Here is a 23,049-nt window from a genome sequence, read left to right on the forward strand (position 1 = left end):
GAGACATGCGAAAACAAACAAAGATATCGTCAACTCCAACTGGTGGCATCACCCAGGATAAAAAAATGCGGGCGCAACGCTATACATTCATTTATGTGATCCTGATGACGCTTGTCGTCGTCGCTTCCAACGTGCTGGTTCAGTTTCCGGTCCAGGGCACGTTGTTCGGCATCAATCTTGCCGATCTGCTGACCTATGGTGCCTTCACCTATCCGATCGCCTTCCTGGTCACCGATCTCACCAATCGCCAGTTCGGGCCGAAATATGCACGCATCGTGGTGATCTGCGGCTTCATCGTCGGCGTCACCTTCTCCTGGTTCGTTGCCGAGCCGCGCATCGCCATGGCTTCTGGCTCGGCCTTCTTCTTCGGCCAGATGCTCGACATCTCGGTGTTCAACCGGCTGCGCCGGCAGGCCTGGTGGCGGGCGCCGCTGGTCGGCTCGGTGATCGGCTCGATGCTCGATACGGTGATGTTCTTCTCCTTCGCCTTCGCACCGGCTTTCTCGTTCCTCGGCCCGAACAACGATTTCGCCATCGGCTGGGCGCCGTTGCTCGGCGTGTTGCACGCCGAAGCGCCGCGCTGGGTGTCCTGGGCGCTCGGGGATTTCTCGGTGAAGATGATCGTGGCGTTCGTCATGCTGATGCCCTACGGGGCGCTGATGAGCGTGCTCAAGCCGATGCCGGGTGTGCAGAAGGCGTAAGTTAGGAGCCTGGAGCTTACCCACTCTGCCCTGCCGGGCATCTCCCCCACAAGGGGGAGAATGGATGGGGCGCCCTCTCGCTCGTATCTTTACCGTTGCATTCGCAGCAGCGTTTGTTTGGGGCTGTGGGCGCACCGCGAGCCACTCTCCCCCTTGTGGGGGAGATGCCCAGCAGGGCAGAGGGGGGTGCCACGCCCCCAAGGTCTACATCTTGACCGGTATCTTGTTCTCGAAATACCGGAACACCGCGACCAATATGCCTGTCAGCGTCATATAGACCAGGGCCAGCAGCAGGAGCGGTTCATAGGTGAGGAACGTATCCTGGCGGATCTTCGACACCACGCCATAAAGATCCACGACCGTGATCGTCGCCACCAGCGGCGTCGACTTCAGCTGCAGCACGGTCTCGCCGTTCAAGGTCGGCAGTGCCCGCTGCACGGCGCGCGGCAGCCAGACGCGACGGAAGAGCGTCCAGGGGGTCATGCCATAGGCGCGGGCGGCCTCCAGTTCGCCGCGGGGCACGCCGGCGAAGGCGCCGCGCATTACCTCGCCCTCATAGCCGGCGAAGGAGATCGTCAGGGCGGCGAAGCCATAGGGCCAAGCTTCCCTGAGATAGGGCCAGAGCAGCCACTGCCTGTGACCCGGATAGAGCGAGAAAACCGAACCGAGGCCATAGTAAAGCAGCCATAGCTGCAAGAGCAGCGGCGTGCCTCGGATAATCGAGCAGAAACTTGTGCAGAGCGCTTTTATCCACCATGGACCGGCAACCATGCCCATGCCCAGCAGGACGGCCAAAATAAAACCGACGATCGCCGACGAAAACAGCATGGCAAGAGACCGGCCGATGCCAGCCACGATCATGCCTTCATAGTTCGGAAGCCAGTCCCAGCGCAGGGTGGTGACCGCGAGAACCACCAGTGCCAGTACGATCAGGATCATCACGATCCGATGCGGCTTGAACAGGCTGCCCTTGAATTCCGGTACCGGCTCCGCCGGAGGTATGATGACCTCTTCGCTCATCGGGCCGCTCCCGCTATTCCGCGCCGCGATCGCCGCTCCGACAGTCGCAGGGCCGCATTTGATACGAGGAACACCGCGAAATAGAGCGCGCCGGCAGCCAGATAGTAACTCATGTAAGCCTTCGTCGCACCGGCAGCCTGACGCGTCGCGAGCGTCAGTTCGGTAAAGCCGACAACCGCCAACAAGGACGTGTCCTTGGTGGCCACCATCCAGAGGTTTCCAAGCCCAGGCAATGCATAGGGCAACATCGCCGGCAGCGTAATGCGGCGGAAAATCATGAACGATGGCATGCCATAGGCACGCGCAGCCTCGATCTGGCCAGCCGGGATCGACTTGATGGCACCTCTGAGCACTTCCGTCGAATAGGCGCCCTGCACGACACCGAGCACGAGAATGCCTGCAAACAGTCCGCTGATGTCGATCCGTGCATAGCCAAGCAGAACCAGAACCTGGTTCACCGCATCCGTGCCGGCATAATAGAGCAGCAGGATCAGCACCAGTTCCGGTACGGCGCGCACGAGGGTCGTATAGACCTCCCAGAGGTCGCGGGCCACCTCACCGCCGTAAAGCTTGCCCGTCGCGCCGAACATGCCGATGATCAGACCAAGAGAGTATGACCCGACAGCGATCTCCATCGAGGCCAGCAGGCCTTTCAGCATCTGCCCGCCCCAGCCGTTCAGGTCGAAAGCCGAAAGGCTGGCATCGGATAAGGTCAGAAACGATTGATACATCGGCGCCGGTTTCTAAAAATGGCCTGGAGGCGCATGGCGAAGCCGCCATGCGCCGCTCATGGATTACTTGCCGTAGATGTCGAAGTTGAAATATTTCTTCGAGAACGTGTCATAGGTGCCGTCGGCGCGGATCGCCTTGATCGCGTCGTTGAGCTTGGCCTTCAGCGCGGTGTCTTCCTTGCGGACGCCGATGCCGACGCCGGCGCCGAGAACGGCCGGATCATCGGCAACATCGCCCTTATAGTCGCAGCACTTGCCGGCATCGGACTTCAGGAAGGCGTCGAGCGCGATGGCGTCGGCCTGGATCGCATCGATGCGGCCGGCGGCGAGGTCTTGGTTGGCCTCGTCCTGCGTCTGGTATTCCTTGATTTCCTGGGCCTTGGTGAAGTGCTTGTGGGCATAGTCGGCGTGGACGGTGGAAACCTGAACACCGATCACCTTGCCGGCCAGACCGTCCGGCGTGGAGGCGATCTTGTCGTCCTTGTTGCCGATGATGCCGGTGGGGGTGTTGTAATATTTGTCGGAGAAATCGATGGTCTTTTCGCGTTCGGCGGTGATCGACATCGAGCCGATGATCATATCGATCTTGTGGCTGGTCAGCGCCGGGATGATGCCGTCCCAGGCGACCGGGGTGATCACGCAATCGAGCTTGGCCTGCTTGCAGATGGCCTCCTGGAACTCGACTTCCCAGCCGACCCACTTGCCCGAAGCGTCGAGCGAGGTGAACGGCGGATAGGGCTCGGCGGCGAAGCCGACCTTCACCGTTTCCGCCTGCGCTGCGACGGCGCCAGTCAGGCCGAGCGCGAGTGCCGCGGCAGCGATCTTCAATCCCAATTTCATATGATTCTCCCTTATTATCAAAGGTGTGTGTGGCGGTTTTTGCACCTGTCTTCGTCCCTAAACCGGTTCCGATTTTCGGGAGACATGCGCTAGTGCACCGAAGAGATGAACTTCTTCAGTGCTTCGGATTTGGGTGCGCCGAACACCTGATCCGGCGGGCCCTGTTCTTCGATCAGGCCATTGCGGAGAAACACCACATGGCTGGCGACATTGCGCGCGAACTTCATCTCGTGGGTGACGAGGATCATCGTGCGTTTTTCCTTGGCGAGGTCGCCGATGACGGCGAGCACTTCGCCGACGAGCTCCGGATCGAGCGCCGATGTCGGTTCATCGAACAGCATGGCCAGCGGCTCGATCGCAAGTGCGCGGGCAATGGCCACACGCTGCTGCTGGCCGCCCGACAGGAAGGCAGGATAGATGTCGCGCTTCTCGTGCAGCCCGACACGGCGCAGGATCGTCTCGGCCGTGGCCGCGGCCTTGTCCCTGGGCACGCCGAGCACATGAACCGGCACTTCGATGACGTTCTGGAACACGGTCATGTGCTGCCAGAGATTGAAGCTCTGGAACACCATGCCGAGCTGGGTGCGGATGCGCCGCACCTGCTTGTGATTGGCAGGCGTCAACCCGCCGCGCCCGTCACTCTTCATGTCGATGGTTTCGCCATGAATGGTGATCGTGCCGGCGCTCGGTTGCTCCAGCAAGTTGATACAGCGCAGGAAGGTGGATTTGCCGGAACCGGAGCCGCCAATGATGGCGATGACATCGCCCTGCTTGGCCGAGAGGGATACACCCTTCAGCACTTCCAGCGGTCCGAATTTTTTATGCAGGTCTACAATCTCGATGGCTTGCGCCGAGTCTGTCATGATACCGCCAATACCGGGCTGCTTTTACGCGCCCGCTTTTCTTGAAGCCGTTGCGAGAGACACAACGGCTCATGTTCCCCAGTTATTCGTTATTCCGTGTCGGCAACTGGCCTCCGACCGGCGTGTTAAAAATCAGTAAAGCACTTGTTTTGCAATTATTCAAGTGTATAATCTATAAAAGTCATAGCTGCCGGATTTTACTCCGGAAATGCCCAAAATGGAGAGTGCGTGAGAATGAACGCCTATGGTTCGCAGGCCATGTCTTCCCGTTTGACCAAGGTGCTGATGCGCCGGCCCGGCAAGAGCCTGCTCGCTGCCGATGCCCACGAATGGCATTACGGCCCGACCTTCGATGCGGAAAAAGCCATAGCGCAATACGCGCATTTCGCCGCGTTGGTGGAGAAATCCGGCGCCGCCATTGTATGGATCGAAGACAATGGCGATGGCTTGGCCGATGCCATGTTCACGCAGGACCCGTCCTTCGTCACCGATCACGGTGCTGTCATCCTGCGCATGGGCAAGAAGCTTCGCCTGGCGGAAGGAGACCTGCATGAAGCGGCCTATCGCAAGGCTGATGTGCCGATTCTCGGCCGGCTGACGGCACCCGGCACGGTCGAAAGCGGCGACTGCGTCTGGATCGACAAAAAGACGCTTGCGATCGGCCGCGGCGTGCGCAGCAACCAGGCTGGCATCGACCAGGTGGCCGAAATCCTGAAGCCGCTCGGCGTTACCGTGCTCGGCTTCGACCTGCCGCTCTGGCAGGGCGAGGAAGCCTGCCTGCATCTGATGAGCGTCATTTCGCCGCTGGCCGATGACCTGGCGCTGGTGCATGCGTCTTTGCTGCCGGCCTCGTTCTACCTGTTGCTGAGGGAACGCGGCATCACCATGATCGTTGCGCCCGAGGAAGAATTCGCCGCGAGCAATGGCCTGAACCTCAACGTGCTGCCGACCTCGCCGAAGAAGGTGATCATGGTCGAAGGTTTTCCGAAGACGAAAGCCGCCATGGAAGCGGCCGGCTGCGAGGTCGAGACATTTGTGGCCGATGCGCTGTGCATCGCCTGCGAAGGCGGGCCGACCTGCCTCACCCGACCGATCCTCCGGGAGGGCTGATGACGCGGCGGTCGTTCCATCACGAGAGCGAGGATGTGCGGCGGCAGGACCTGATTGCCGCCACGCTCGACTGCATCGCCGAATATGGCATCCAGGGTGCGACCGTCCGCCAGATCGCCGACCGGGCCGGCGTCACGCCGGGCCTGATCCGGCACTATTTCGTCAGCAAGGAACTGATGTTCCAGGCGGCCTATCGCGAAGTCGTGTTCACGATGTTCGAGAGCGCCAGCAAGGCTGCCGACGAGAAGATCCACGATGCAGCGGCGCGGCTGAAGATCTTCGTGCTGGCCAATTTCCAGGAACCGGTCATCGACCAGCGGATGCTGTCGCTCTGGGCGACCTTCATCTCGCAGACCGGCGTCGACCCGGCGCTCGCCGCCATCCACCGCGAAGGTTACCTCTCCTATCGCGACACGCTGGAACAATTGCTCGGCGACGCGATGAAATCCGCGGACCGAGCCGTTATCGACGGCGAGCAGCGGTCGCTGGCGATCGCCATCAACGGCTTGATCGACGGACTGTGGCTGGAAGGCTGCATGGCCGGCGAGATGTTTGCCGACGGAGAACTTGGACGGATCGCACTTGCCTCCGTCGAGAAACTGACCGGGCTCGCGCTCGGCTGAGAACGAAAGGAACGACAATGCGCTACGCTTCGATCACCAACCGTCTGACGGGTCTCGGTTCCGGCAAATGGGCCGTGCATGTCGAGGCGCGCGACATGGTCCATTCGGGCATCCCGGTCATCGAACTGACGATCGGCGAGCCCGACCTGGCACCGGACAAGCGGCTGCTCGACGAATGCGCACGCTCCATGTATGCCGGCCGCACCCGCTATTCCAACGGCCGCGGCGAACCGTTGATCGTCAAAGCGCTGGTGGACAAATACCGCAAGCGCCGGTCGGATGTCACCGAACGCAACATTCTTTGCTTCCCGGGCACCCAGACTGCGCTTTTCGCCGTCATGATGGGCCTTGTCGAGGCGGGTGATACCGTGCTGACCGGCGATCCGCTCTATGCGACCTATGAAGGTGTCGTCGCCTCGACGGGGGCGAAGCTCATTCCGGTGCCGCTGCATCCGCAAAAACGCTTCCATCTGCAGGCCGCCGACCTCGAAGCGGCGATCACACCGGAATGCCGGGTATTGCTGCTCAATAATCCGCACAATCCCTCCGGCGCGGTGCTGTCGAAGGAGGAGATCGATGCCATCGGCGCGGTCTGCCGCAAGCATGACCTGTGGATCGTCTGCGACGAAGTCTATGAACAGCTGATCTTCGACAAATCGTTCTTCTCACCTTTCGACGATCCGGGCCTGGCCGAACGGGTGATCGCGGTGTCGTCGATCTCTAAATCGCATGCCGCACCGGGCTTCCGCAGCGGTTGGGCAGCAGGGCCGGTGGAATTCTGCGAACGATTGCTGCCGGTCTCCGAAACCATGCTGTTCGGCGGCCAACCCTTCATCGCCGACATGACGGCGATGGCGCTCAACGAACATTTCGATACCGCCGAGATCATGAAGGCCAATTATTTCCGCCGCGCAAAAATCGTCGCCGAGCATATCAAGGGCTCCAACACGATCGCGCCGCTGATGCCGGAAGGCGGCATGTTCATCCTGCTCGATGTTACCGGAACCGGGCTTTCCGGCGAGGAATTTGCCTGGAAGCTGTTGAAAGACAAGCATGTGGCCGTGATGCCCGGCTCGTCCTTCGGCGCCGAGGCGGTCGATTTCGTGCGGCTGTCGCTGACAGTGCCGGACGACGATCTCCGGATCGCCGTCGACCGGATCGCGGAACTTGGCGAACAGTTGACGCCGCCAGCGGCACGGCGGGCGTAAAGAGGGCAGTCGTCAGGCTCCCACTTCGAAAGCTTATAACCGTGTCACAACGAGGCTGGCCTAAACTCGGCCGGCATCGACTTGCGATCAAGGCGGGGCAACTGCTCGATCTTCTCACCGACTTCATTTTGCGCCAGGCGAAGTTCGTAAAGAAGCTGGAGATTAAGCCAGAATTCGGGGGTCGTGCCGAACCAGTGACCGAGGCGCAAGGCGGTGTCGGCCGTGATTCCCCGCTGCCCATTGATGATGCCGGTGATCCGGTTCACTGGCACATCCAGTTGACGTGCGGCCTCCGCCGCAGAAAGGCCCAGCTCATGCAGCTCTTCGGCGAGATGCTCGCCGGGATGAATAGGGGTGCGGGCCATGTGCATTCTCCTAGTGATAATCGACAATCTCTACATTCGTCGGGCCGGATGAATTCGCCGGCCATTCAAAGCAAATCCGCCATTGGTCATTGATGCGGATGCTATACTGCCCCGCCCTGTCGGCCTTCAACGCCTCAAGGCGATTTCCCGGCAATGCCGCGAGGTCACCCAAATTCTGCGCCGTCTCCAACCGATCAAGCCGTATTTCAGCTTGGCGCGCAAAACCCGAAAACTCTCGCACATGATCACCAAGGGCAAACCGCTCGGTGCGTTTATCGCGATAGCTCACAATCATGCAGTAAACTACCGAGATTTACGAGTTACGTAAAGCATAATTTATCTCCACAAAATTCATCGTAACAGCTTAAGAGCTCTTGGCCTCAAACTGGTTCTGGCTTGCCATCCACGTTCGATCCACTCTCGCTGTCAGCACTTCTTTCGCGACATCGATAAAGGCCCTGAGCTTCGGGGCCGTCGATGCTTTCCGTGGATAGTAGAGGAACAGGCCCGGCTCTTCGACGGCGTGTTCGGCGAGGACGACTTCGAGTCTGCCTACCTCGATCTCCTGCCGAGACAGCGGTTCCATTAAATAAGCGATTCCCACTCCGGCAAGGGCGAGTTCCTTGGCATAGGTCGCATCGGTGACAATCACCGTTCCCTTCGTTGCCACTTTGATATCTTTGCCGGCTTCCTCCAACTCCCAATCATAAAGCGCGCCCGAGGAAATCAGCCGGAAGCGGATGCAATTGTGATCCGAAAGATCGGCGATGCGTTTCGGCTCGCCCATGCGTGCCAGATAGGCCGGCGAGGCGACCATGATCATGCGGAAAGGCGGCGTCAGTCGCGTGGCGATCATGTCCTGCGCGATCATCTCGCCGAGCCGGACGCCGGCGTCGAAGCCGCGCGAAATGATGTCGATCGAGGCGTCTTCGCTGGCGATCTCGACAACGAGGTCCGGATGGCGGCGGCTCAGTTCTGCCAGCACCGGTGTGACGACGATGTCGAGCGCCGTGCGCGGGACGCTGAGCCTCAGATGCCCGGCGACAGTACCGGCATTCGACCGCAGCCGGTCGACCGCCTCGCCGATTTCGAGAAAAGCGTCGCCGACCGAGTCCATAAGGCTACGGCCGGCTTCCGTCAGTGCCACGCTGCGCGTCGTCCGGGCGAACAGGGGCTGACCAAGGCGCATCTCGATCTGGCGGATCGAGTGGCTGACGGCTGATGGACTCATGCCAAGTTCCGCAGCCGCGGCGGCAAAGCCACCACGGCGGGCGACGGAGAGAAAGACCGGAAAGTGAACGAGCAAATCTCTGTCCATTCATGAGCCATATCGCATAATCTATACGAATTGAACTGTCTTATCGTTGTCCGAACTTCCGCATAAGTTCCTCTCCAGCAGACAAGCTGAGCGAAGGAGACGACAAATGACTGCTCATATCCCTACATGGTTCATTACCGGCGCATCCTCGGGCTTCGGCCATGCCTTTGCCAACTACGCCCTGTCGAAAGGCTACAATGTCGGTGCCACGGCTCGCACGGTTGCGAAGCTTGGAGCATTGGAAGCCAAGGCGCCGGGCCGTGTTCTCGTTCACGAACTCGACGTGACGAAGCCGCACGACGCCAAGCAGGCGGTGGCCGCCGCCATTGAGCGTTTCGGCGGCATCGACGTGCTGGTCAACAATGCCGGCTATGCCATTGTCGGTGCGGCGGAGGAGACGCCCGAACATGAGTTGCGGGCGCTGATGGATACCAATTTCTTCGGCGCGGCCGCGGTCACGCAGGCTGCGCTGCCGCATATGCGGGCGAAGAAGAGCGGCGCGGTCGTGATGATTTCCAGCATGGGCGGCCAGATGTCCTTTGCCGGCGTCGGCGCCTACTCCGCCAGCAAATTCGCGCTCGAAGGCTATTCGGAGGCGCTGGTGCAGGAGGTTTCGAGCTTCGGTATCAAGGTACTGGTGGTCGAGCCGGGCGCCTTCCGCACCGCGCTGGTCAGCAGCTCGGAGCGATTCATGCCCGTGCACGACGATTATCGCGACGCGCTGTCCGGCGTGCGCAAAGCGATGCAAGAGATGGATGGCACCCAGGATGGCGACCCGCTGAAGGCGGCGGCGGCAATCGACAAAGCATTGGCGGCAGACAAGACACCGTTTCGGCTGCAGCTCGGCGGCGATGCGATCGATGCCATCCGCGACCACGCCAAGGCGTTGCTGGCCGACCTCGAAACCTGGGAAGCAGTCGGACGCGACACGCGCCTCGACCAGCATTGAGCAGCCTCTCCGCATCTCTTGTCTCGGGTCGGCGGGCGTCTTGCGACGCCCGCCGAATTTTTGGCCCAATCGCGTGGTGTTAAGCGCCGCGCAAACAATTTTCTGTATTTCGCTAAGGCTTCAGGCTATAGCCCCGGCATCCGGCGATTACCGGAGAGGAACTCTTTGATGCAGCAGAAGCAGGCCCTGGCGGAAAAGACCGAGACGGGCGATCCGGACATCCTCGACGTCGCCGCGTTCCAGGCCGGCGTTGCGGCAATAGGCGCTAAGTACAAGGCCGATCCGGAAGCATCGCGCGCCGCACTGCTTGCCTATTTCCGCAGCACCAACCAGGAAGGTCGGGAAAAGGCGCACCAGATCCTCAACGAGGATGGGTCCGGCATGGGCTGCGCCCGGCGCATTTCCTGGCTTCAGGACCAGCTCCTGATGCAGGCCTTTGACTTTGCCACCCGCTATGTCTTCCCGTCGAGTTCGACAACGCTCTGCGTCACCGCCGTCGGCGGCTATGGCCGGGCGACGCTGGCGCCGGGCTCCGACATCGATCTGCTTTTCCTGCTGCCGGGCAAGCAGACCGCCTGGAGCCAGAAGGTGGTCGAGTTCATTCTCTACCTGCTCTGGGATATGGGCCAGAAGGTGGGACACGCGACGCGCACGGTCGAGGAATGCATCCGGCTTTCCAGGACCGACATCACCATCCGTACCGCGATCCTCGAAACCCGCTTTATCTGCGGCAATGTCGCGCTGAAGAAAGAACTCGAAACCCGCTTCGACAACGAGATTGTGCGCACCACCGCGGCCGAATTCGTTGCAGCAAAGCTTGCCGAGCGCGATGACCGGCACCAGAAATCCGGCAATACCCGCTATCTGGTCGAGCCGAACGTCAAGGAAGGCAAGGGCGGTATCCGCGACCTGCACACGCTGTTCTGGATTGCCAAATATTTCTATCGCGTCCACGACACAGCCGATCTCGTCCAGCTTGGCGTGCTGTCACGGACGGAATATCGGCTGTTCGAAAAGGCTGAGGATTTCCTCTGGGCGGTGCGCTGCCACATGCATTTCATCACCGGCAAGCCGGAGGACAGGCTGTCCTTCGACCTGCAATCGGATGTCGCCACCGCTCTCGGCTATAAGCCCCGACCTGGCCTGTCGGCCGTCGAACGCTTCATGAAGCATTATTTCCTCGTCGCCAAGGATGTCGGCGACCTGACGCGCATTCTTTGCGCCGCCTTGGAAGACGAGCAGGTGAAGGAACCGCATGGTCTGAGCGGCGTCTTCAGCCGCTTCGCCCATCGCCGCCGCAAGATCGCCGGTACACAGGATTTCGTCGAGGACAAGGGCCGTATCGATCTCAGCCGGCCCGACGTGTTCCAGCGTGACCCGGTGAACCTGATCCGCCTCTTCCACATCGCCGATCTGAACGGGTTGGAATTCCATCCGAACGCGCTCAAGCACGTCACCCGCTCGCTCGGGCTGATCAATGATACGCTGCGCAACAACGAGGAGGCCAATCGGCAGTTCCTCGCCATCCTGACGTCGCGGCGTGACCCGGAACTCATTCTCAGACGAATGAACGAAGCAGGCGTGCTCGGCCGTTTCATTCCGGAATTCGGTAAGATCGTCGCGATGATGCAGTTCTCGATGTATCATCACTATACGGTCGACGAGCACCTGATCCGCGCCGTCGGCATTCTTTCCAGCATCGAAAAGGGCGAAGGCGCGGAAACGCATCCGCTGATCTCCGGCCTGATCAAGGGCATCGAAGATCGCGAGGCGCTCTATGTCGCCGTGCTCCTGCACGACATCGCCAAGGGCCGCCCGGAAGATCATTCGACCGCGGGCGCGAAAGTCGCGCGAAAACTCTGCCCGCGGTTCGGCATGACGCCGAAACAGACCGAAATGGTCGCCTGGCTGATCGAAGAACATCTTGTTATGTCGATGATGGCGCAGACGCGCGACCTCAACGACTGGAAGACGATCGCCGATTTCACCAGCAAGGTGCAATCGCTCGAACGGCTGAAAATGCTGCTGATCTTGACGGTCGCCGATATCCGCGCCGTCGGCCCCGGCGTCTGGAACGGCTGGAAAGGCCAGCTCTTGCGGATTCTCTATTATGAGGCGGAACTGGTGCTTGCTGGCGGCTTTTCCGAAAGCCCGCGCACCGAGCGCGCCCATATCGCCCGCGACCGGCTCGCCGACGCGCTGTCGGACTGGCCGGACAGCGAGCGCAACGCCTATGTGCGCATGCACTATCAGCCTTATCTGCTGTCGGTGCCGCTCGAAGACCAGATCCGGCATACCACGTTCATTCGCGATGCCGACCGCGAGGACAAGGCGCTCGCCACTATGGTGCGCACGGACAGTTTCCACGCGATCACGGAAATCACGGTGTTCGCGCCCGACCATCCGCGCTTGCTGGCGGTCATAGCCGGCTGCTGCGCCGCAGCGGGCGCCAATATCGCCAATGCGCAGATTTTCACCACCGCCTTTGGCCGGGCGCTCGACACGATCCATATCAGCCGGCAGTTCAAGGAAGATGCCGACGAATTGCGCCGCGCCGGCACGATTTCGAAAACGATCGAAGACGTGCTGTCCGGCAAACGCCGGCTGCCCGAAGTAATTGCCACGCGCACCAAGAACCGCAAGCAGGACAAGACCTTCGTCATCGCGCCGAGCGTGACGATCTCGAACATGCTGTCCAATAGGTTCTCCGTCATCGAGATCGAATGCCTCGACCGTCCGGGCCTGCTCTCCGATGTCACCTCGATGCTGGCCGACCTGTCGCTCGACATCACCTCGGCGCGCATCACCACATTCGGCGAGAAGGTGATCGACACCTTCTACGTCACCGACCTGACCGGCGAAAAGATCACCACCGACAATCGCCAGTCGCTGATCGCGGCACGGCTCAAGACCGTGATCGGCGACGGCAGCGACGACGGCGAGGCGCGGGTCGCGCCGGGCGTGGTGGCGCCGCTGTCTCCAAAGGGCCGGCTTGTGAAGAAACCGGCAGAGAACGAATGAGCCTCGTCAAGAAATTCATGACCGTCGGCGGTGCGACGCTGGGCAGCCGCGCTTTCGGCTTCGCCCGCGAAACGCTGATGGCCGCAGCCCTCGGCACCGGGCCGATGGCCGACGCCTTCTACGCTGCCTTCCGCTTCCCCAATCTCTTCCGGCGTCTGTTTGCCGAAGGCGCGTTCAATGCCGCCTTCGTGCCGCTGTTTGCCAAGGAGATCGAAGGCGGCGGCAAGGAAGCTGCGAAGCGCTTCTCCGAAGAGGTGTTCGGCGTCCTCTTCACCATTCTGCTGCTGATCACCATCGTCATGGAACTGGCGATGCCGCTGATCGTGCGCACCATCATCGCGCCCGGCTTCGATTCGGCCAGCGAGAAGTATGCCGTGACGGTGAAGCTCGCCGTCGTCATGTTCCCCTACCTGATGTGCATGTCGCTGACGGCGATGCTGTCGGGCATGCTCAATTCGCTGCATCACTATTTTGCTGCCGCGGTGGCGCCGATCTTCCTCAATGTGCTGATGATCGGTGCGCTTGGCTATGCGCTCTATACGCATGCCGATCCCCTGACGACCGCCTGGTATCTTTCCTGGGGCGTGTTGGGGGCGGGCCTTTTGCAGATGGGGGTGCTCTATCTCGGCGTGCTGCATGCCGGCATGACCATCGGCTTCCGGCGGCCGCGGATGACGCCGAACGTCAAGCGGCTCCTGGTGCTGGCCTTCCCGGCGGCGGTGACCGGCGGTATCACCCAGATCAACCAGATCATCGGCCAGATGATCGCCTCGACCAAGGAAGGCGCGATCGCGGCGCTACAATATGCCGACCGTATCTATCAGCTGCCGCTCGGCGTCGTCGGCGTGGCCGTCGGCGTCGTGCTGCTGCCGGAACTGTCGCGGTCGCTTCGGGCCGGCTATCAGCGCGAAGCCTCCAATATCCAGAACCGCTCGATCGAGTTCGTGCTGTTCCTGACGCTGCCGGCGGCTGTCGGCATCTGGATGCTGTCGCACGATATCATCCGCGTCGTTTACGAACATGGGGCATTCAATCCGGAGATGACGACGCGCGTCTCCGCCATTCTCGCCATCTATGGTCTCGGCCTGCCCGGCTTCGTGTTGATCAAGGCGCTCAATCCCGGCTTTTTCGCCCGCGAGGACACGAAGACGCCGATGCGCTTCACCACCTTCGCCGTGGTCTGCAATTGCATCGTCGCCGTGTCGCTCTTCCCCTTCTTCGCCGAGCGGGGCATCGCCACCGCCGAAGTGACCTCCGGCTGGATCTCGACCATCCTGCTCGGCACGACGCTGATCCGGCGCGGCCATCTGCATTTCGACAGAGCCTTTGTCAGCCGCTTTATCCGGCTGGCGATTTCCGCCCTGATCATGGCCGTGGCCGTACACTATGCCGCTGCCTATGCCGACCAGTTCATCACCCGGCGTGCCGGTATTCTGCACGAGGTCGTCGGCGTGTTCGCGCTGATCGGGTTTGCCATGGTCGTCTATTTCGTTACGGCCTTCGCCATTGGCGGCGCCAGCGTCGGCATGCTTCGCCGTAACATCAAGCGCGGCGGCGGCACACCCGCACCGGCCACCGGCGGAGACGACTGATGCGCTCACTGTTCCTCGTCACTCTTGTCGTGCCGGATTATGACACGGCCATCGCTTGGTATCGCGACGTTCTCGGTTTTGCGCTCGCGGTCGATGATCCGCTCGGTGACGGCAAGCGCTGGGTGGTGATGAAGCCTGATCCGGTGGCCGGCGCCGGCATCCTGCTCGCCCGTGCCGGTGACGACGAAGAGACGAAGGCCATCGGCAACCAGACGGGCGGTCGTGTCAGCTTCTTCCTCCAAACCGACGACTTTGCCCGCGACCATGCGCTCTATCGCTCGCGCGGCGTCGAATTCATCGAGGAACCGCGGCATGAGGATTACGGCACCGTTGCCGTGTTCAAGGATGTGTTCGGCAATTTCTGGGACCTGATCGAGCACAGGCGACAGGCATCGTCCAACTGATAAAACCCTTGTGATCTTGCGAAAATCGCGATTTCCAAGCTCCGGTTTTCATGCCAAACCGGACATATGGAAAAACGATTGCTGAACAAGGACGACGCACCGGCAACCCGTCGCAATCTTCCGGCCGAGGAACGGCGGCGCTTGCTGCTCGATGCAGCGATCGATATTTTCTCAGAAAAAGGCCTCGGCATCACCGTGCAGGAACTGGCCGACCGCGTGAAAGTCACGCAGCCGTTGGTGCATCGTTATTTCCCGACCAAGGCGGACCTGATCGGCGCTATCCGCGATTCGATCCAGAATGCCCATTGGGACCCGCAATGGCGGCTCATCCTGACCGACCGGACGCGTCCGCTCGCCGACAGGATCGTCGGCTTCTACGAGCAATATCTGCCACAAATCTATGTCGACCGATGGTATCGCGGTTTCTGGTATGCCGCCCTCGACGATCCATCTTTCGCGCAAGCCTATCTCAGCCATGTGGAGAGCGAGCTTTTCACCGCGCTGATCGGCGAGGTGCGGGCGCAATTCGGCTATCCGGGATTCGACGAGATTGCGATGTTCGAGCGCGAGATGGAATTGGTCTGGGGGATGCATTCGACCAATATCTTCGTCGGCATCCGCCGCTATGCCTACCACACGAAAGTGTCCGGCGACCTGCCGATGATCGTCAAGGACCAGATGCGCGCCTATCTGGCGATCGCACCGCAGGTGCTGTCGGAACTCATGCCGCGATAGTACTGGGCACAGCGCGGCCATATTGCCGCGGCGAGCAGCCCATCCGCTTCTTGAACGCGGTGCTGAAGGCGCTTTCCGATTCATAGCCGAGCGACAGCGCAATGGTCGAGACCGGCTCGCTGCCATTGGTCAATCGATCGCCGGCAAGCAGCATCCGCCAGTTCATCAGATATTCCATCGGCGGTTTGCCGACCTTTTCCTTGAATTTCAGCGCGTAGGTCGAGCGCGACATGCAGGCGCATTCGGCGAGCGCCTCGAGCGTCCAGCGATAGGCGGGATCGTCATGCATGGCCTTGATCGTCGCGCCGATCTGCCTGTCGGCGAGCGCAAAGAGCCAGCCGACGCCACCCTTCTCGCCTTCGGCCAGATGCATGCGGAGCGCCTGGACCAGCATTATATGCGCGAGATGTTCGACGACGAGGAAACCGCCGGGCTGCTGTTCGCGCAATTCCTGCATCATCCGCTCCATCGACCAGCGCAGCTCAGACTGACCCGGCTGGTCGTTGTGGATATGGACGATGGGCGGCAGCACCCTCAGCAGGATATCGGCGTTTTCGCCCCCAACGGCAAAGCGGCTGCTGATCAGCGAAAAATCACCGCCGCCGTTATAGGTGACGACACCGTCACGTCGCGCCAATGAAAATACGGCTGCCGCCTCGACGGTCGGGACGGACAAATCCGAAGCCATACAGAACGGCCGTCCGCTGGGCAGAATGAAGCAATCTCCGGCTGTCAGCAGAACCGGCTCAGGCACGTTTTCCACTGAGAGCCAGCATTGTCCCGACACGATAGCGCCGGTTTTGATGCTCTTCTGTTGATCTGGAAACTGCACCGACCATGGGCCTGCAGCGTCGAAGACGGCAGAAAGGTAATTTCTGGGCTTCAGCAAGGATAGGACGTCTGAAAGGGGATCCATAAGCTTCTCCGGACGATCTCGAAGATAATCGAGACGCTACAGCATAGATCGTATCGGCTCAATCGCTTATCAACTCCGCAGCGGCCGGATGAAGCGGCCCATCCATTCCAATGCGAGAGAAGGAGAAGTCGTGATGCGAGTCTTCGTCACGGGTGCCAGCGGTTTTGTCGGTTCGGCCGTCGTCCAGGAACTTCTGGGCGCGGGTCATGAGGTCTTGGGCATGGTGCGGTCGGATGCGGCGGTGGAAAAGCTCGCCGCCACCGGCGCCAAGGTGCATCGAGGTGAACTCACCGACCTCGACAGTTTGCGGAACGGCGCCAAGGATGCCGATGGCGTGATCCATACCGCGTTCATCCATGATTTTTCGAAGTTCAAGGAAAATTGCGAGATCGACAGAGCTGCGATCGAAACGCTGGGCGATGCATTAGCCGGCTCTGGCCGGCCGCTGATCGTGACCTCGGGGACAGGGCTCTTGACACCCGGCCAATTGGTGACCGAGGACACGCTGGCCCCGCCTCCGAATGCCATCCCGCGCGTCTCGGAACAGACGGTCTTCGCCCAGTCCGCGAAAGGCGTCAAAGCCATGGCCGTCCGCCTGCCGCCCTCGGTGCATGGCGTCGGCGACCACGGCTTCGTGCCCCTGCTGATCGGCATAGCCCGTGAGAAAGGTGCTGCCGCCTATATCGACGAAGGAGAGAATGTCTGGCCGGGCGTGCATCGCCTCGACGCGGCGAAAGTCTATCGGCTGGCGCTGGAGAAGGGCACAGCGGATAGCCGCTATCATGCGCTCGAGGGTGAGGGCGTACCGTTCAGGCAGATCGCCGAAGTCATCGGCCGCAGGCTGGGTGTGCCGGTGCTGGGCAAGTCGAAAGAGGAGGCTGCCGACTATTTCGGTTGGTTCACCCACTTCGCGATGATCGACAATCGTGCTTCGAGCGAAAAGACCCGCCAGGTGCTCGGCTGGCAGCCGACCCAGCCGGGCCTGCTCGCCGACATCGACCAACCGGCATATTTCCAGGTTTGATCGGTCCAAATAGGCGTTTGAATATCAAAAATTGGAGGTCGGCAAGCGCCGGCCTCCTGCATTTTCTTTCTCCCGCAATATCCTCTTGATCCCGTCTTCGCTGACGTGCATAAGCCCGCGCGTTAGCAACATGGGCCGTTGGCCCTGGGGCCCTCCACCAGCCTAACCGAGGACATTCCTATGGGTGAATTCAAGAAACTCGTCTTTTCCGGCGTGCAGCCGACCGGCAACCTGCATCTCGGCAATTATCTCGGCGCCATCCGCAAGTTCGTGGCGCTGCAGGACGGCAATGACTGCATCTATTGCGTCGTCGACCTGCATTCGCTGACCGCACAGCTCGTGCACGACGACCTGCGCGGCCAAATCCGCGCCATCGCCGCCGCCTTCATCGCCTCCGGCATCGATCCGGAAAAGCATATCGTCTTCAACCAGTCGGCCGTGCCGCAGCATGCCGAGCTCGCCTGGGTGTTCAATTGCGTCGCCCGCATCGGCTGGATGTATCGCATGACGCAGTTCAAGGACAAGGCCGGCAAGGACCGCGAGAATGCCTCGCTCGGCCTGCTCGCCTATCCCAGCCTGATGGCGGCTGACATTCTCGTCTATCGCGGCACCCATGTGCCCGTCGGCGACGACCAGAAGCAGCACCTTGAGCTCGCCCGCGACATCGCCATGAAGTTCAATCTCGACTATCAGGATCATATCCGCAAGGCCGGCCTCGGCACGGATATCGTCGTCGGCGAGGAGAAGATCCATGCCTATTTCCCGATGGTCGAGCCACTGATCGACGGTCCGGCGCCCCGCGTCATGAGCCTGCGCGACGGCACCAAAAAAATGTCGAAATCCGATCCGTCGGACCTGTCGCGCATCAACCTGCTCGACGATCCCGAGGAGATTTCGAAGAAGATCCGCAAGGCCAAGACCGACCCCGACGGCTTGCCATCAGAGATCGAAGGCCTCGCCGGGCGTCCGGAAGCCGAAAACCTCGTCGGCATCTATGCTGCGCTCGCCGACAAGACCAAGGCCGACGTGCTCGGCGAATTCGGCGGCCAGCAGTTCTCGGTGTTCAAGCCGGCGCTGGTTGATCTCGCCGTCAGCGTTCTCGCGCCGATCACCGCCGAAATGCGGCGGCTGATGGACGACACGAGCCATATCGACGCCATTCTCAAGAAGGGCGGCGAGCGGGCTGGCGAGCGGGCTGAAGTCGTGATGAACGAAGTCAAAGACATCATCGGATTTCTCCGCTAAGAATCGGATGACAACTCCGCCGCAGCACGATGCGGCGGAGTGAATTCCGGGTTTACGGGAGACATCCGGCACATGGTTTCCAAAAGACAGTCACGGCTCGAAGGCCACCGCCGCAAATTCATGGCAGTGATCGACAACACGCCGGAATGTGCCCGCGCCGTGCGCTACGCCGCCATGCGCGCCAAGAATTCCGGCGGCGGCGTGGTTTTGATCTATGTGATCGCCGATGCCGACTTCAACCAGTGGATCGGCGTCGGCGAAATCATGCGCGCCGAGGCCCGCGAGGAGGCCGAAACGGTGACCTCCAAGGTCGCCCAGCAGGTGCGCGAGGCAGTCGGCATCGAGCCGGAACTCGTCATCCGCGAGGGTAAGGCGACCGAGCAGATCATGCAATTGATCGAGGAGGATCGCGATATCGCCATCCTCGTGCTCGCCGCCAGCGCCGCCAAGGAAGGCCCAGGCCCGCTCGTCTCCTCTGTGGCGGGACGCGGCACTGCCTTCCCGATCCCGGTCACCATCGTGCCGGAAACACTGACGGATGAAGAGATCGACGCGCTGGCGTGACAGCGTTTTTCGGGAATACCTCTTCGCGTTTGTTGTCGCTTGCCGGCCAACGTAACGACAACGGAAGCGTATTTTCAACAAGACTTTGGGAGCGGAGCGGTTTTCATGGTCCGGGCAATCGGTCCGTCCTTTGCCGCGAGTGCCGACCAACCCGGCCTAGCGCCACCGGCCAAAGCAGCCGCAAGGCTATTGCGGATATAAATGAAAGCGACCAATCGTCCGCCGCAATCGTACTCCCAGTCGACTCTTATGTCCGAAATGTCCGCTGTCGGCGAGAAGTTCTCATGGCTCGCAGCATATCCCATTGGGTTGGCGAAGGGCGCCAGATTCGGCACAGTCCATTCGGGTTCCGCAGCCGCTTCGCAACGATTGTAGATCCAGACATCGCCAACGACTTTTCTTTTATTGTCCAGAAAGTAAGCGTAGGCAACACGCCCATCGTCGTCGAAAATGACCGAGCAGCCGGACTCGACGTTGGGAAACTCTCGCAAAAAGCCGGTCGAGCTGTTCATCTCTGCCCCTTCGTTATCCATCTTCTGATGCTATCGACGACGATATCAAACCCTCATCCTCTATGACATATTTCCAGAAAGCAGCGCTTTGCGCACTAGGACGCGATGAAATCTTGACGCCGATTCACCTCTTTTACTCTTGCGACCTCCAGCCAAACGGCCTATTTGTTTTTGAACAATTCTAAATCCGACGGCCTTGACCCGCCTGGACATGGAGAGACCGATGTTCATTCAGACCGAATCCACGCCGAATCCGCAGACGCTGAAATTTTTGCCCGGCAAGGTCGTGCTGGAAAACGGCACCGCCGATTTCCGTTCCGCTGACGATGCCGAAGAGTCGCCGCTGGCCGAACGGCTGTTCGCCATCCGCGGTGTCACCGGCGTGTTCTTCGGCTATGATTTCGTCACCGTCACCAAGGACGATACCGACTGGCAGCACCTCAAGCCGGCGATCCTCGGTTCGATCATGGAACATTATATGTCCGGCGCGCCGATCATGGGCGGGCTTTCGGGCAAGGCGGCAGCGGAGAGTGAAGACGAGTTCTTCGATCCGGCGGATGAAACCGTGGTCGCCACGATCAAGGAACTCCTGGAATCGCGCGTGCGTCCGGCCGTCGCCCAGGATGGCGGCGACATCACCTTCAAGGGTTACAAGGACGGCAAAGTGTTCCTCAACATGAAGGGCGCCTGCTCCGGTTGCCCGTCATCGACGGCGACGCTGAGGCATGGCGTGCAGAACCTGTTGCACCATTTCATTCCGGAAGTGCGGGAAGTCGAGGCCGTCTGATCGACGGAATTTTATGCGCTTGCTGGTGATCGACACGTCCGGGCCGGAATGCGCGGCCGGCATTTTTGATGCCGGCGCAGCACACATGCTTGCGCTCCAGTCCGAGACGATCGGCAAGGGTCATGCGGAAATCCTGCCGGGAATGATCGAGGCTGCGGCACGTGAGGCCGGGCTGCCGCTCAAGGCGCTCGACCGCATTGCGGTGACGATCGGTCCTGGCTCGTTCACCGGCATTCGCGTCGGCGTGGCGATGGCGCGCGGGCTCGCTCTGCCGCTCGGCATTCCGGCGGTCGGCGTCACGACGCTGTCGGTTGTCGCAGAGCCGATGCTGGGCCGGGACAAGCCGGTGCTGGCGCTGATCGATGCCCGGCGCGAGGAACTCTACGCGCAGCTTTTCACCGGCGACGGCTCGACGCGCGGTGAGCCGCAAGCCTTGCATTATGACGAAGCATTGAGGCTCGCTGCAGAAGCAGACGCAATGCTGGCCGGATCGGGCGCTTTGATCCTGAGCGGTGCAGCCTCGCCGCAGATCGACATGATCCCGCTCGATATCGTCGGTAGGATCGGCGCGAGGCTTGCGGCAGACGTCAAAGCCAGCCCGCTCTATATCCGCGGCGCTGATGCGAAGCCGCAAACAGGTTTCGCAGTGCAACACGCATAAGTTCTAAAGGATCATAGAGATTCTTCAATCTTTTGCGGCCATAGTGAAGGAACTGCATTCTTTTTGACGGAAACGCCCATGAATCCGGTCTCGTTGCTTGAAAGCTTCTTCACCCGCAAGGTGGAATTCGATGTTTTCGCCGCGGATGCCTCGGATTGCCGGGATTTCTCGCAACTTCACGGCGAACGCTTCTATCGCGGCTGGGGTGATGGAGAATTTCACTCCCTGCTCGGCCAGTCCAACGTCTTCGGTTTCAGCGCCCGAATCACCTCCGGCGTGCCGGGTCTGGGCGGATTCGTTCTGGCGCGCGAAGCGGCCGGGGAGGCGGAAATCCTGACGATTGTCGTCTCCGACAAATATCCGCGGCAGGGCCTCGGCTGGCGGCTGATGCTTGCTGCAATGCGGGAGATTCGCGCCCGCGGAGGCGAGACCCTTTTTCTCGAAGTCGACGAGGGCAATGACGCTGCGATCGGCCTCTACCGCAAGCTTGGTTTCAAGCAGGTGGCCGAGCGTAAGGGCTATTATAACGACGGTCGGGGTCGGAAATCCACGGCGCTTGTCATGCGGCTTGATCTCCGCTAGTCCCTCATCGAACGAAGTTTAGGGAATGCCGAGATGGCGGACATCACGCGGACGCTTGAGGAAATTTGTGCTGAACGCGGGCTGCGGATGACCGACCAACGCCGTGTGATTGCCCGCATCCTGCAGCAGTCGACGGACCATCCCGATGTTGAAGAACTCCACAAACGCTCGTCCGACGTCGATCCGCGGATTTCCATCGCCACCGTCTATCGCACCGTGAAACTGTTCGAGGATGCCGGCATTATCGAGCGGCATGATTTCCGCGAGGGCAGGTCGCGTTACGAGACCGTGCCGGACGAGCACCATGACCATCTCATCGATTTGAAGAGCGGCCGGGTGATCGAATTCCACTCCGCCGAAATCGAAGCGCTGCAGGAAAAGATCGCCCGCGAACACGGCTTCAAACTGGTCGACCACCGGTTGGAACTCTATGGCATTCCGCTTGCCAAGGACGAAAAGTGATCGCCAGGATTCGCATCATCCTTGCGATCACGTTGCTGGTCGTCGTCAGCGTGATCCTGTTTCCGATTCATCTGCTGTTTCTCTGGCTGAAGCATCCTTGGCGCGTGCGCATGCCGCGCTACTGGCACCGCATCGCGCTCAAGCTGATCGGTGTCAGGGTGACGACGCGCGGCGTGCTCGAACGGCGCCGGCCGCTGATGCTGGTCTCCAACCATTCCTCCTGGCTCGATATCCTGGTGCTGGCTTCGGTGGCCGATGTTGCCTTCGTCGCCAAGATCGAGGTGCGCGACTGGCCGGTCTTCGGCATCCTGGCGCGGCTGCAGCGTTCGGTCTTCGTCGTGCGCGAGCAGAAGCGCAAGAGCCAGGAGCAGGCCAATGAGATCGCCGACCGGATGAATGCCGGCGAGATTGTCGTGCTCTTTCCGGAAGGCACGACGTCGGATGGCAACCGCCTCTTCCCGACAAAGTCGACGCTGTTTGCCGCGGCGACATCGGCGGTTTCCACCGCCGCACAAGGCCGGGTCTTCGTCCAGCCGGTCGCCGTCGCCTATACCAGAATTCATGGAATGCCGATGGGCCACTACCATCGGCCGGTCACGGCCTGGCCGGGCAATGTGCCGCTGATGCCGCATCTGATCGGCGTACTGGAGACCGGCGCTCTCGACGTGGAGGTCAGTTTCGGCACGCCCATCGAGGTGACGGCGGCGACCAACCGCAAGCTGCTCGCCCAGACCGCCGACGACCAAGTCCGCGACATGCTCGAACGATCGCTACACCCCACGCCTCGAGCAAGCTCTGAAGATTAGACTTCATTTG

26 protein-coding genes are annotated in these 23,049 nt (G+C 60.8%); 17 read left to right on the plus strand and 9 right to left on the minus strand.

What is annotated here, in order from left to right; all coding sequences use genetic code 11:
- The first annotated feature begins 65 nt into the window (after positions 1–65).
- Positions 66–701 (plus strand): VUT family protein, encoded by a 636-nt coding sequence (locus AC1DYF_RS06830; RefSeq protein ID WP_477875938.1) that lies wholly within the window; start codon positions 66–68, stop codon positions 699–701.
- A gap of 204 nt (positions 702–905) precedes the next feature.
- On the opposite strand, the gene AC1DYF_RS06835 is transcribed toward AC1DYF_RS06830, so the two are convergent.
- The 4 genes from AC1DYF_RS06835 to AC1DYF_RS06850 form a co-directional block, all read right to left on the minus strand.
- Positions 906–1,721 carry an ABC transporter permease gene (locus AC1DYF_RS06835; RefSeq protein WP_477875939.1) on the minus strand — a complete coding sequence of 272 codons (816 nt, stop codon included), beginning with the start codon at positions 1,719–1,721 and terminating at the stop codon, positions 906–908.
- Positions 1,718–2,452: an ABC transporter permease gene (locus AC1DYF_RS06840; RefSeq protein ID WP_477875940.1), complete on the minus strand. Its 735-nt coding sequence runs from the start codon at positions 2,450–2,452 to the stop codon at positions 1,718–1,720. Before AC1DYF_RS06840 ends, AC1DYF_RS06835 begins: the two co-directional genes overlap by 4 nt.
- A 63-nt stretch (positions 2,453–2,515) precedes the next feature.
- Positions 2,516–3,292 (minus strand): transporter substrate-binding domain-containing protein, encoded by a 777-nt coding sequence (locus AC1DYF_RS06845; protein WP_477875941.1) that lies wholly within the window; start codon positions 3,290–3,292, stop codon positions 2,516–2,518.
- Between the two features lie 89 nt (positions 3,293–3,381).
- Entirely contained in the window at positions 3,382–4,155 is a 774-nt protein-coding gene (locus AC1DYF_RS06850; protein ID WP_477875942.1) for an ABC transporter ATP-binding protein, read from the minus strand.
- Between the two features lie 234 nt (positions 4,156–4,389).
- On the opposite strand from AC1DYF_RS06850, the gene AC1DYF_RS06855 reads away from it, so the two are divergent.
- From AC1DYF_RS06855 to AC1DYF_RS06865, 3 genes are read left to right on the plus strand one after another with little or no spacing between them, the layout of a single operon-like run.
- The gene (locus tag AC1DYF_RS06855) at positions 4,390–5,265 is read left to right on the plus strand and encodes a dimethylarginine dimethylaminohydrolase family protein (RefSeq protein ID WP_477875943.1); all 876 of its coding nucleotides are present in this window, start codon (positions 4,390–4,392) and stop codon (positions 5,263–5,265) included.
- Positions 5,265–5,888: a TetR family transcriptional regulator C-terminal domain-containing protein gene (locus AC1DYF_RS06860; RefSeq protein WP_477875944.1), complete on the plus strand. Its 624-nt coding sequence runs from the start codon at positions 5,265–5,267 to the stop codon at positions 5,886–5,888. The genes AC1DYF_RS06855 and AC1DYF_RS06860 overlap by 1 nt, the downstream gene beginning before the upstream one ends.
- Positions 5,889–5,905: 17 nt before the next feature.
- The gene (locus AC1DYF_RS06865; RefSeq protein WP_477875945.1) at positions 5,906–7,096 is read left to right on the plus strand and encodes a pyridoxal phosphate-dependent aminotransferase; all 1,191 of its coding nucleotides are present in this window, start codon (positions 5,906–5,908) and stop codon (positions 7,094–7,096) included.
- A 44-nt stretch (positions 7,097–7,140) separates the two neighbouring features.
- On the opposite strand, the gene AC1DYF_RS06870 is transcribed toward AC1DYF_RS06865, so the two are convergent.
- From AC1DYF_RS06870 to AC1DYF_RS06880, 3 genes are all read right to left on the minus strand, one after another.
- Positions 7,141–7,461, minus strand: coding sequence for a HigA family addiction module antitoxin (locus AC1DYF_RS06870; RefSeq protein WP_477875946.1), 321 nt, complete (start codon positions 7,459–7,461; stop codon positions 7,141–7,143).
- A 10-nt stretch (positions 7,462–7,471) separates the two neighbouring features.
- Entirely contained in the window at positions 7,472–7,756 is a 285-nt protein-coding gene (locus AC1DYF_RS06875) for a type II toxin-antitoxin system RelE/ParE family toxin (protein WP_477875947.1), read from the minus strand.
- A 69-nt stretch (positions 7,757–7,825) separates the two neighbouring features.
- Positions 7,826–8,779, minus strand: coding sequence for a LysR family transcriptional regulator (locus AC1DYF_RS06880; protein ID WP_477875948.1), 954 nt, complete (start codon positions 8,777–8,779; stop codon positions 7,826–7,828).
- Between the two features lie 106 nt (positions 8,780–8,885).
- On the opposite strand from AC1DYF_RS06880, the gene AC1DYF_RS06885 reads away from it, so the two are divergent.
- The 5 genes from AC1DYF_RS06885 to AC1DYF_RS06905 all read left to right on the plus strand — a co-directional run bounded on the left by AC1DYF_RS06885 (position 8,886) and on the right by AC1DYF_RS06905 (position 15,480).
- Complete coding sequence (locus tag AC1DYF_RS06885; protein WP_477875949.1) at positions 8,886–9,728, plus strand: oxidoreductase; 843 nt, start codon at positions 8,886–8,888, stop codon at positions 9,726–9,728.
- A 168-nt stretch (positions 9,729–9,896) separates the two neighbouring features.
- Positions 9,897–12,749 (plus strand): [protein-PII] uridylyltransferase, encoded by a 2,853-nt coding sequence (locus AC1DYF_RS06890; protein WP_477875950.1) that lies wholly within the window; start codon positions 9,897–9,899, stop codon positions 12,747–12,749.
- Positions 12,746–14,341 (plus strand): murein biosynthesis integral membrane protein MurJ, encoded by a 1,596-nt coding sequence (murJ, locus tag AC1DYF_RS06895; RefSeq protein WP_477875951.1) that lies wholly within the window; start codon positions 12,746–12,748, stop codon positions 14,339–14,341. The genes AC1DYF_RS06890 and murJ overlap by 4 nt, the downstream gene beginning before the upstream one ends.
- On the plus strand, positions 14,341–14,745 hold the full coding sequence (locus tag AC1DYF_RS06900; RefSeq protein ID WP_477875952.1) for a VOC family protein: 405 nt from the start codon (positions 14,341–14,343) through the stop codon (positions 14,743–14,745). Before murJ ends, AC1DYF_RS06900 begins: the two co-directional genes overlap by 1 nt.
- A 78-nt stretch (positions 14,746–14,823) precedes the next feature.
- Positions 14,824–15,480, plus strand: a complete 657-nt coding sequence (locus AC1DYF_RS06905) for a TetR/AcrR family transcriptional regulator (protein WP_477875953.1) — start codon at positions 14,824–14,826, stop codon at positions 15,478–15,480.
- Here the strand turns inward: AC1DYF_RS06905 and AC1DYF_RS06910 are convergent.
- A complete protein-coding gene (locus tag AC1DYF_RS06910) occupies positions 15,467–16,396 on the minus strand; it encodes an AraC family transcriptional regulator (protein ID WP_477875954.1) in 930 nt (309 codons plus the stop codon). The two genes, AC1DYF_RS06905 and AC1DYF_RS06910, sit on opposite strands and share 14 nt — an antisense overlap.
- A gap of 133 nt (positions 16,397–16,529) precedes the next feature.
- Between AC1DYF_RS06910 and AC1DYF_RS06915 the strand changes: the two genes are divergently transcribed.
- The 3 genes from AC1DYF_RS06915 (at position 16,530) to AC1DYF_RS06925 (ending at position 19,229) form a co-directional block, all read left to right on the plus strand.
- Positions 16,530–17,420, plus strand: coding sequence for an SDR family oxidoreductase (locus AC1DYF_RS06915; protein WP_477875955.1), 891 nt, complete (start codon positions 16,530–16,532; stop codon positions 17,418–17,420).
- A gap of 180 nt (positions 17,421–17,600) precedes the next feature.
- Positions 17,601–18,665, plus strand: a complete 1,065-nt coding sequence (gene trpS, locus AC1DYF_RS06920; protein WP_477875956.1) for a tryptophan--tRNA ligase — start codon at positions 17,601–17,603, stop codon at positions 18,663–18,665.
- 72 nt (positions 18,666–18,737) lie between these two features.
- A complete protein-coding gene (locus tag AC1DYF_RS06925) occupies positions 18,738–19,229 on the plus strand; it encodes a universal stress protein (protein ID WP_477875957.1) in 492 nt (163 codons plus the stop codon).
- A 74-nt stretch (positions 19,230–19,303) separates the two neighbouring features.
- Here the strand turns inward: AC1DYF_RS06925 and AC1DYF_RS06930 are convergent, their stop codons facing one another.
- Positions 19,304–19,741: a hypothetical protein gene (locus tag AC1DYF_RS06930; RefSeq protein WP_477875958.1), complete on the minus strand. Its 438-nt coding sequence runs from the start codon at positions 19,739–19,741 to the stop codon at positions 19,304–19,306.
- Between the two features lie 223 nt (positions 19,742–19,964).
- Here AC1DYF_RS06930 and AC1DYF_RS06935 point away from each other — a divergent pair, with 223 nt between their 5' ends.
- From AC1DYF_RS06935 to olsA, 5 genes are all read left to right on the plus strand, one after another.
- Positions 19,965–20,528: a NifU family protein gene (locus tag AC1DYF_RS06935; RefSeq protein WP_477875959.1), complete on the plus strand. Its 564-nt coding sequence runs from the start codon at positions 19,965–19,967 to the stop codon at positions 20,526–20,528.
- Between the two features lie 13 nt (positions 20,529–20,541).
- Positions 20,542–21,189 carry a tRNA (adenosine(37)-N6)-threonylcarbamoyltransferase complex dimerization subunit type 1 TsaB gene (tsaB, locus tag AC1DYF_RS06940; RefSeq protein WP_477875960.1) on the plus strand — a complete coding sequence of 216 codons (648 nt, stop codon included), beginning with the start codon at positions 20,542–20,544 and terminating at the stop codon, positions 21,187–21,189.
- A gap of 78 nt (positions 21,190–21,267) precedes the next feature.
- On the plus strand, positions 21,268–21,771 hold the full coding sequence (locus tag AC1DYF_RS06945; protein WP_477875961.1) for a GNAT family N-acetyltransferase: 504 nt from the start codon (positions 21,268–21,270) through the stop codon (positions 21,769–21,771).
- Positions 21,772–21,804: 33 nt separating this feature from the next.
- Positions 21,805–22,233: a Fur family transcriptional regulator gene (locus AC1DYF_RS06950; RefSeq protein WP_477875962.1), complete on the plus strand. Its 429-nt coding sequence runs from the start codon at positions 21,805–21,807 to the stop codon at positions 22,231–22,233.
- The gene (gene olsA, locus AC1DYF_RS06955; RefSeq protein WP_477875963.1) at positions 22,230–23,039 is read left to right on the plus strand and encodes a lyso-ornithine lipid O-acyltransferase; all 810 of its coding nucleotides are present in this window, start codon (positions 22,230–22,232) and stop codon (positions 23,037–23,039) included. Before AC1DYF_RS06950 ends, olsA begins: the two co-directional genes overlap by 4 nt.
- Positions 23,040–23,049: the final 10 nt, after the last annotated feature.

The organism is Rhizobium sp. P2_G9, from assembly GCF_056403475.1.

Excerpts from the sequence above, each read along its gene's own strand:
- AC1DYF_RS06950 (WP_477875962.1), top strand. The coding sequence starts at position 21,805 with ATGGCGGACATCACGCGGACGCTTGAGGAAATTTGTGCTGAACGCGGG.
- AC1DYF_RS06875 (WP_477875947.1), bottom strand. The coding sequence starts at position 7,756 with ATGATTGTGAGCTATCGCGATAAACGCACCGAGCGGTTTGCCCTTGGT.
- AC1DYF_RS06855 (WP_477875943.1), top strand. The coding sequence starts at position 4,390 with ATGAACGCCTATGGTTCGCAGGCCATGTCTTCCCGTTTGACCAAGGTG.
- AC1DYF_RS06865 (WP_477875945.1), top strand. The coding sequence starts at position 5,906 with ATGCGCTACGCTTCGATCACCAACCGTCTGACGGGTCTCGGTTCCGGC.
- AC1DYF_RS06910 (WP_477875954.1), bottom strand. The coding sequence starts at position 16,396 with ATGGATCCCCTTTCAGACGTCCTATCCTTGCTGAAGCCCAGAAATTAC.
- AC1DYF_RS06835 (WP_477875939.1), bottom strand. The coding sequence starts at position 1,721 with ATGAGCGAAGAGGTCATCATACCTCCGGCGGAGCCGGTACCGGAATTC.
- AC1DYF_RS06880 (WP_477875948.1), bottom strand. The coding sequence starts at position 8,779 with ATGGACAGAGATTTGCTCGTTCACTTTCCGGTCTTTCTCTCCGTCGCC.
- AC1DYF_RS06830 (WP_477875938.1), top strand. The coding sequence starts at position 66 with ATGCGGGCGCAACGCTATACATTCATTTATGTGATCCTGATGACGCTT.
- AC1DYF_RS06945 (WP_477875961.1), top strand. The coding sequence starts at position 21,268 with ATGAATCCGGTCTCGTTGCTTGAAAGCTTCTTCACCCGCAAGGTGGAA.
- AC1DYF_RS06900 (WP_477875952.1), top strand. The coding sequence starts at position 14,341 with ATGCGCTCACTGTTCCTCGTCACTCTTGTCGTGCCGGATTATGACACG.
- AC1DYF_RS06845 (WP_477875941.1), bottom strand. The coding sequence starts at position 3,292 with ATGAAATTGGGATTGAAGATCGCTGCCGCGGCACTCGCGCTCGGCCTG.
- tsaB (WP_477875960.1), top strand. The coding sequence starts at position 20,542 with ATGCGCTTGCTGGTGATCGACACGTCCGGGCCGGAATGCGCGGCCGGC.
- murJ (WP_477875951.1), top strand. The coding sequence starts at position 12,746 with ATGAGCCTCGTCAAGAAATTCATGACCGTCGGCGGTGCGACGCTGGGC.
- AC1DYF_RS06935 (WP_477875959.1), top strand. The coding sequence starts at position 19,965 with ATGTTCATTCAGACCGAATCCACGCCGAATCCGCAGACGCTGAAATTT.
- AC1DYF_RS06915 (WP_477875955.1), top strand. The coding sequence starts at position 16,530 with ATGCGAGTCTTCGTCACGGGTGCCAGCGGTTTTGTCGGTTCGGCCGTC.
- AC1DYF_RS06870 (WP_477875946.1), bottom strand. The coding sequence starts at position 7,461 with ATGGCCCGCACCCCTATTCATCCCGGCGAGCATCTCGCCGAAGAGCTG.
- trpS (WP_477875956.1), top strand. The coding sequence starts at position 17,601 with ATGGGTGAATTCAAGAAACTCGTCTTTTCCGGCGTGCAGCCGACCGGC.
- AC1DYF_RS06890 (WP_477875950.1), top strand. The coding sequence starts at position 9,897 with ATGCAGCAGAAGCAGGCCCTGGCGGAAAAGACCGAGACGGGCGATCCG.
- AC1DYF_RS06850 (WP_477875942.1), bottom strand. The coding sequence starts at position 4,155 with ATGACAGACTCGGCGCAAGCCATCGAGATTGTAGACCTGCATAAAAAA.
- AC1DYF_RS06885 (WP_477875949.1), top strand. The coding sequence starts at position 8,886 with ATGACTGCTCATATCCCTACATGGTTCATTACCGGCGCATCCTCGGGC.
- AC1DYF_RS06840 (WP_477875940.1), bottom strand. The coding sequence starts at position 2,452 with ATGTATCAATCGTTTCTGACCTTATCCGATGCCAGCCTTTCGGCTTTC.
- AC1DYF_RS06925 (WP_477875957.1), top strand. The coding sequence starts at position 18,738 with ATGGTTTCCAAAAGACAGTCACGGCTCGAAGGCCACCGCCGCAAATTC.
- AC1DYF_RS06930 (WP_477875958.1), bottom strand. The coding sequence starts at position 19,741 with ATGAACAGCTCGACCGGCTTTTTGCGAGAGTTTCCCAACGTCGAGTCC.
- AC1DYF_RS06860 (WP_477875944.1), top strand. The coding sequence starts at position 5,265 with ATGACGCGGCGGTCGTTCCATCACGAGAGCGAGGATGTGCGGCGGCAG.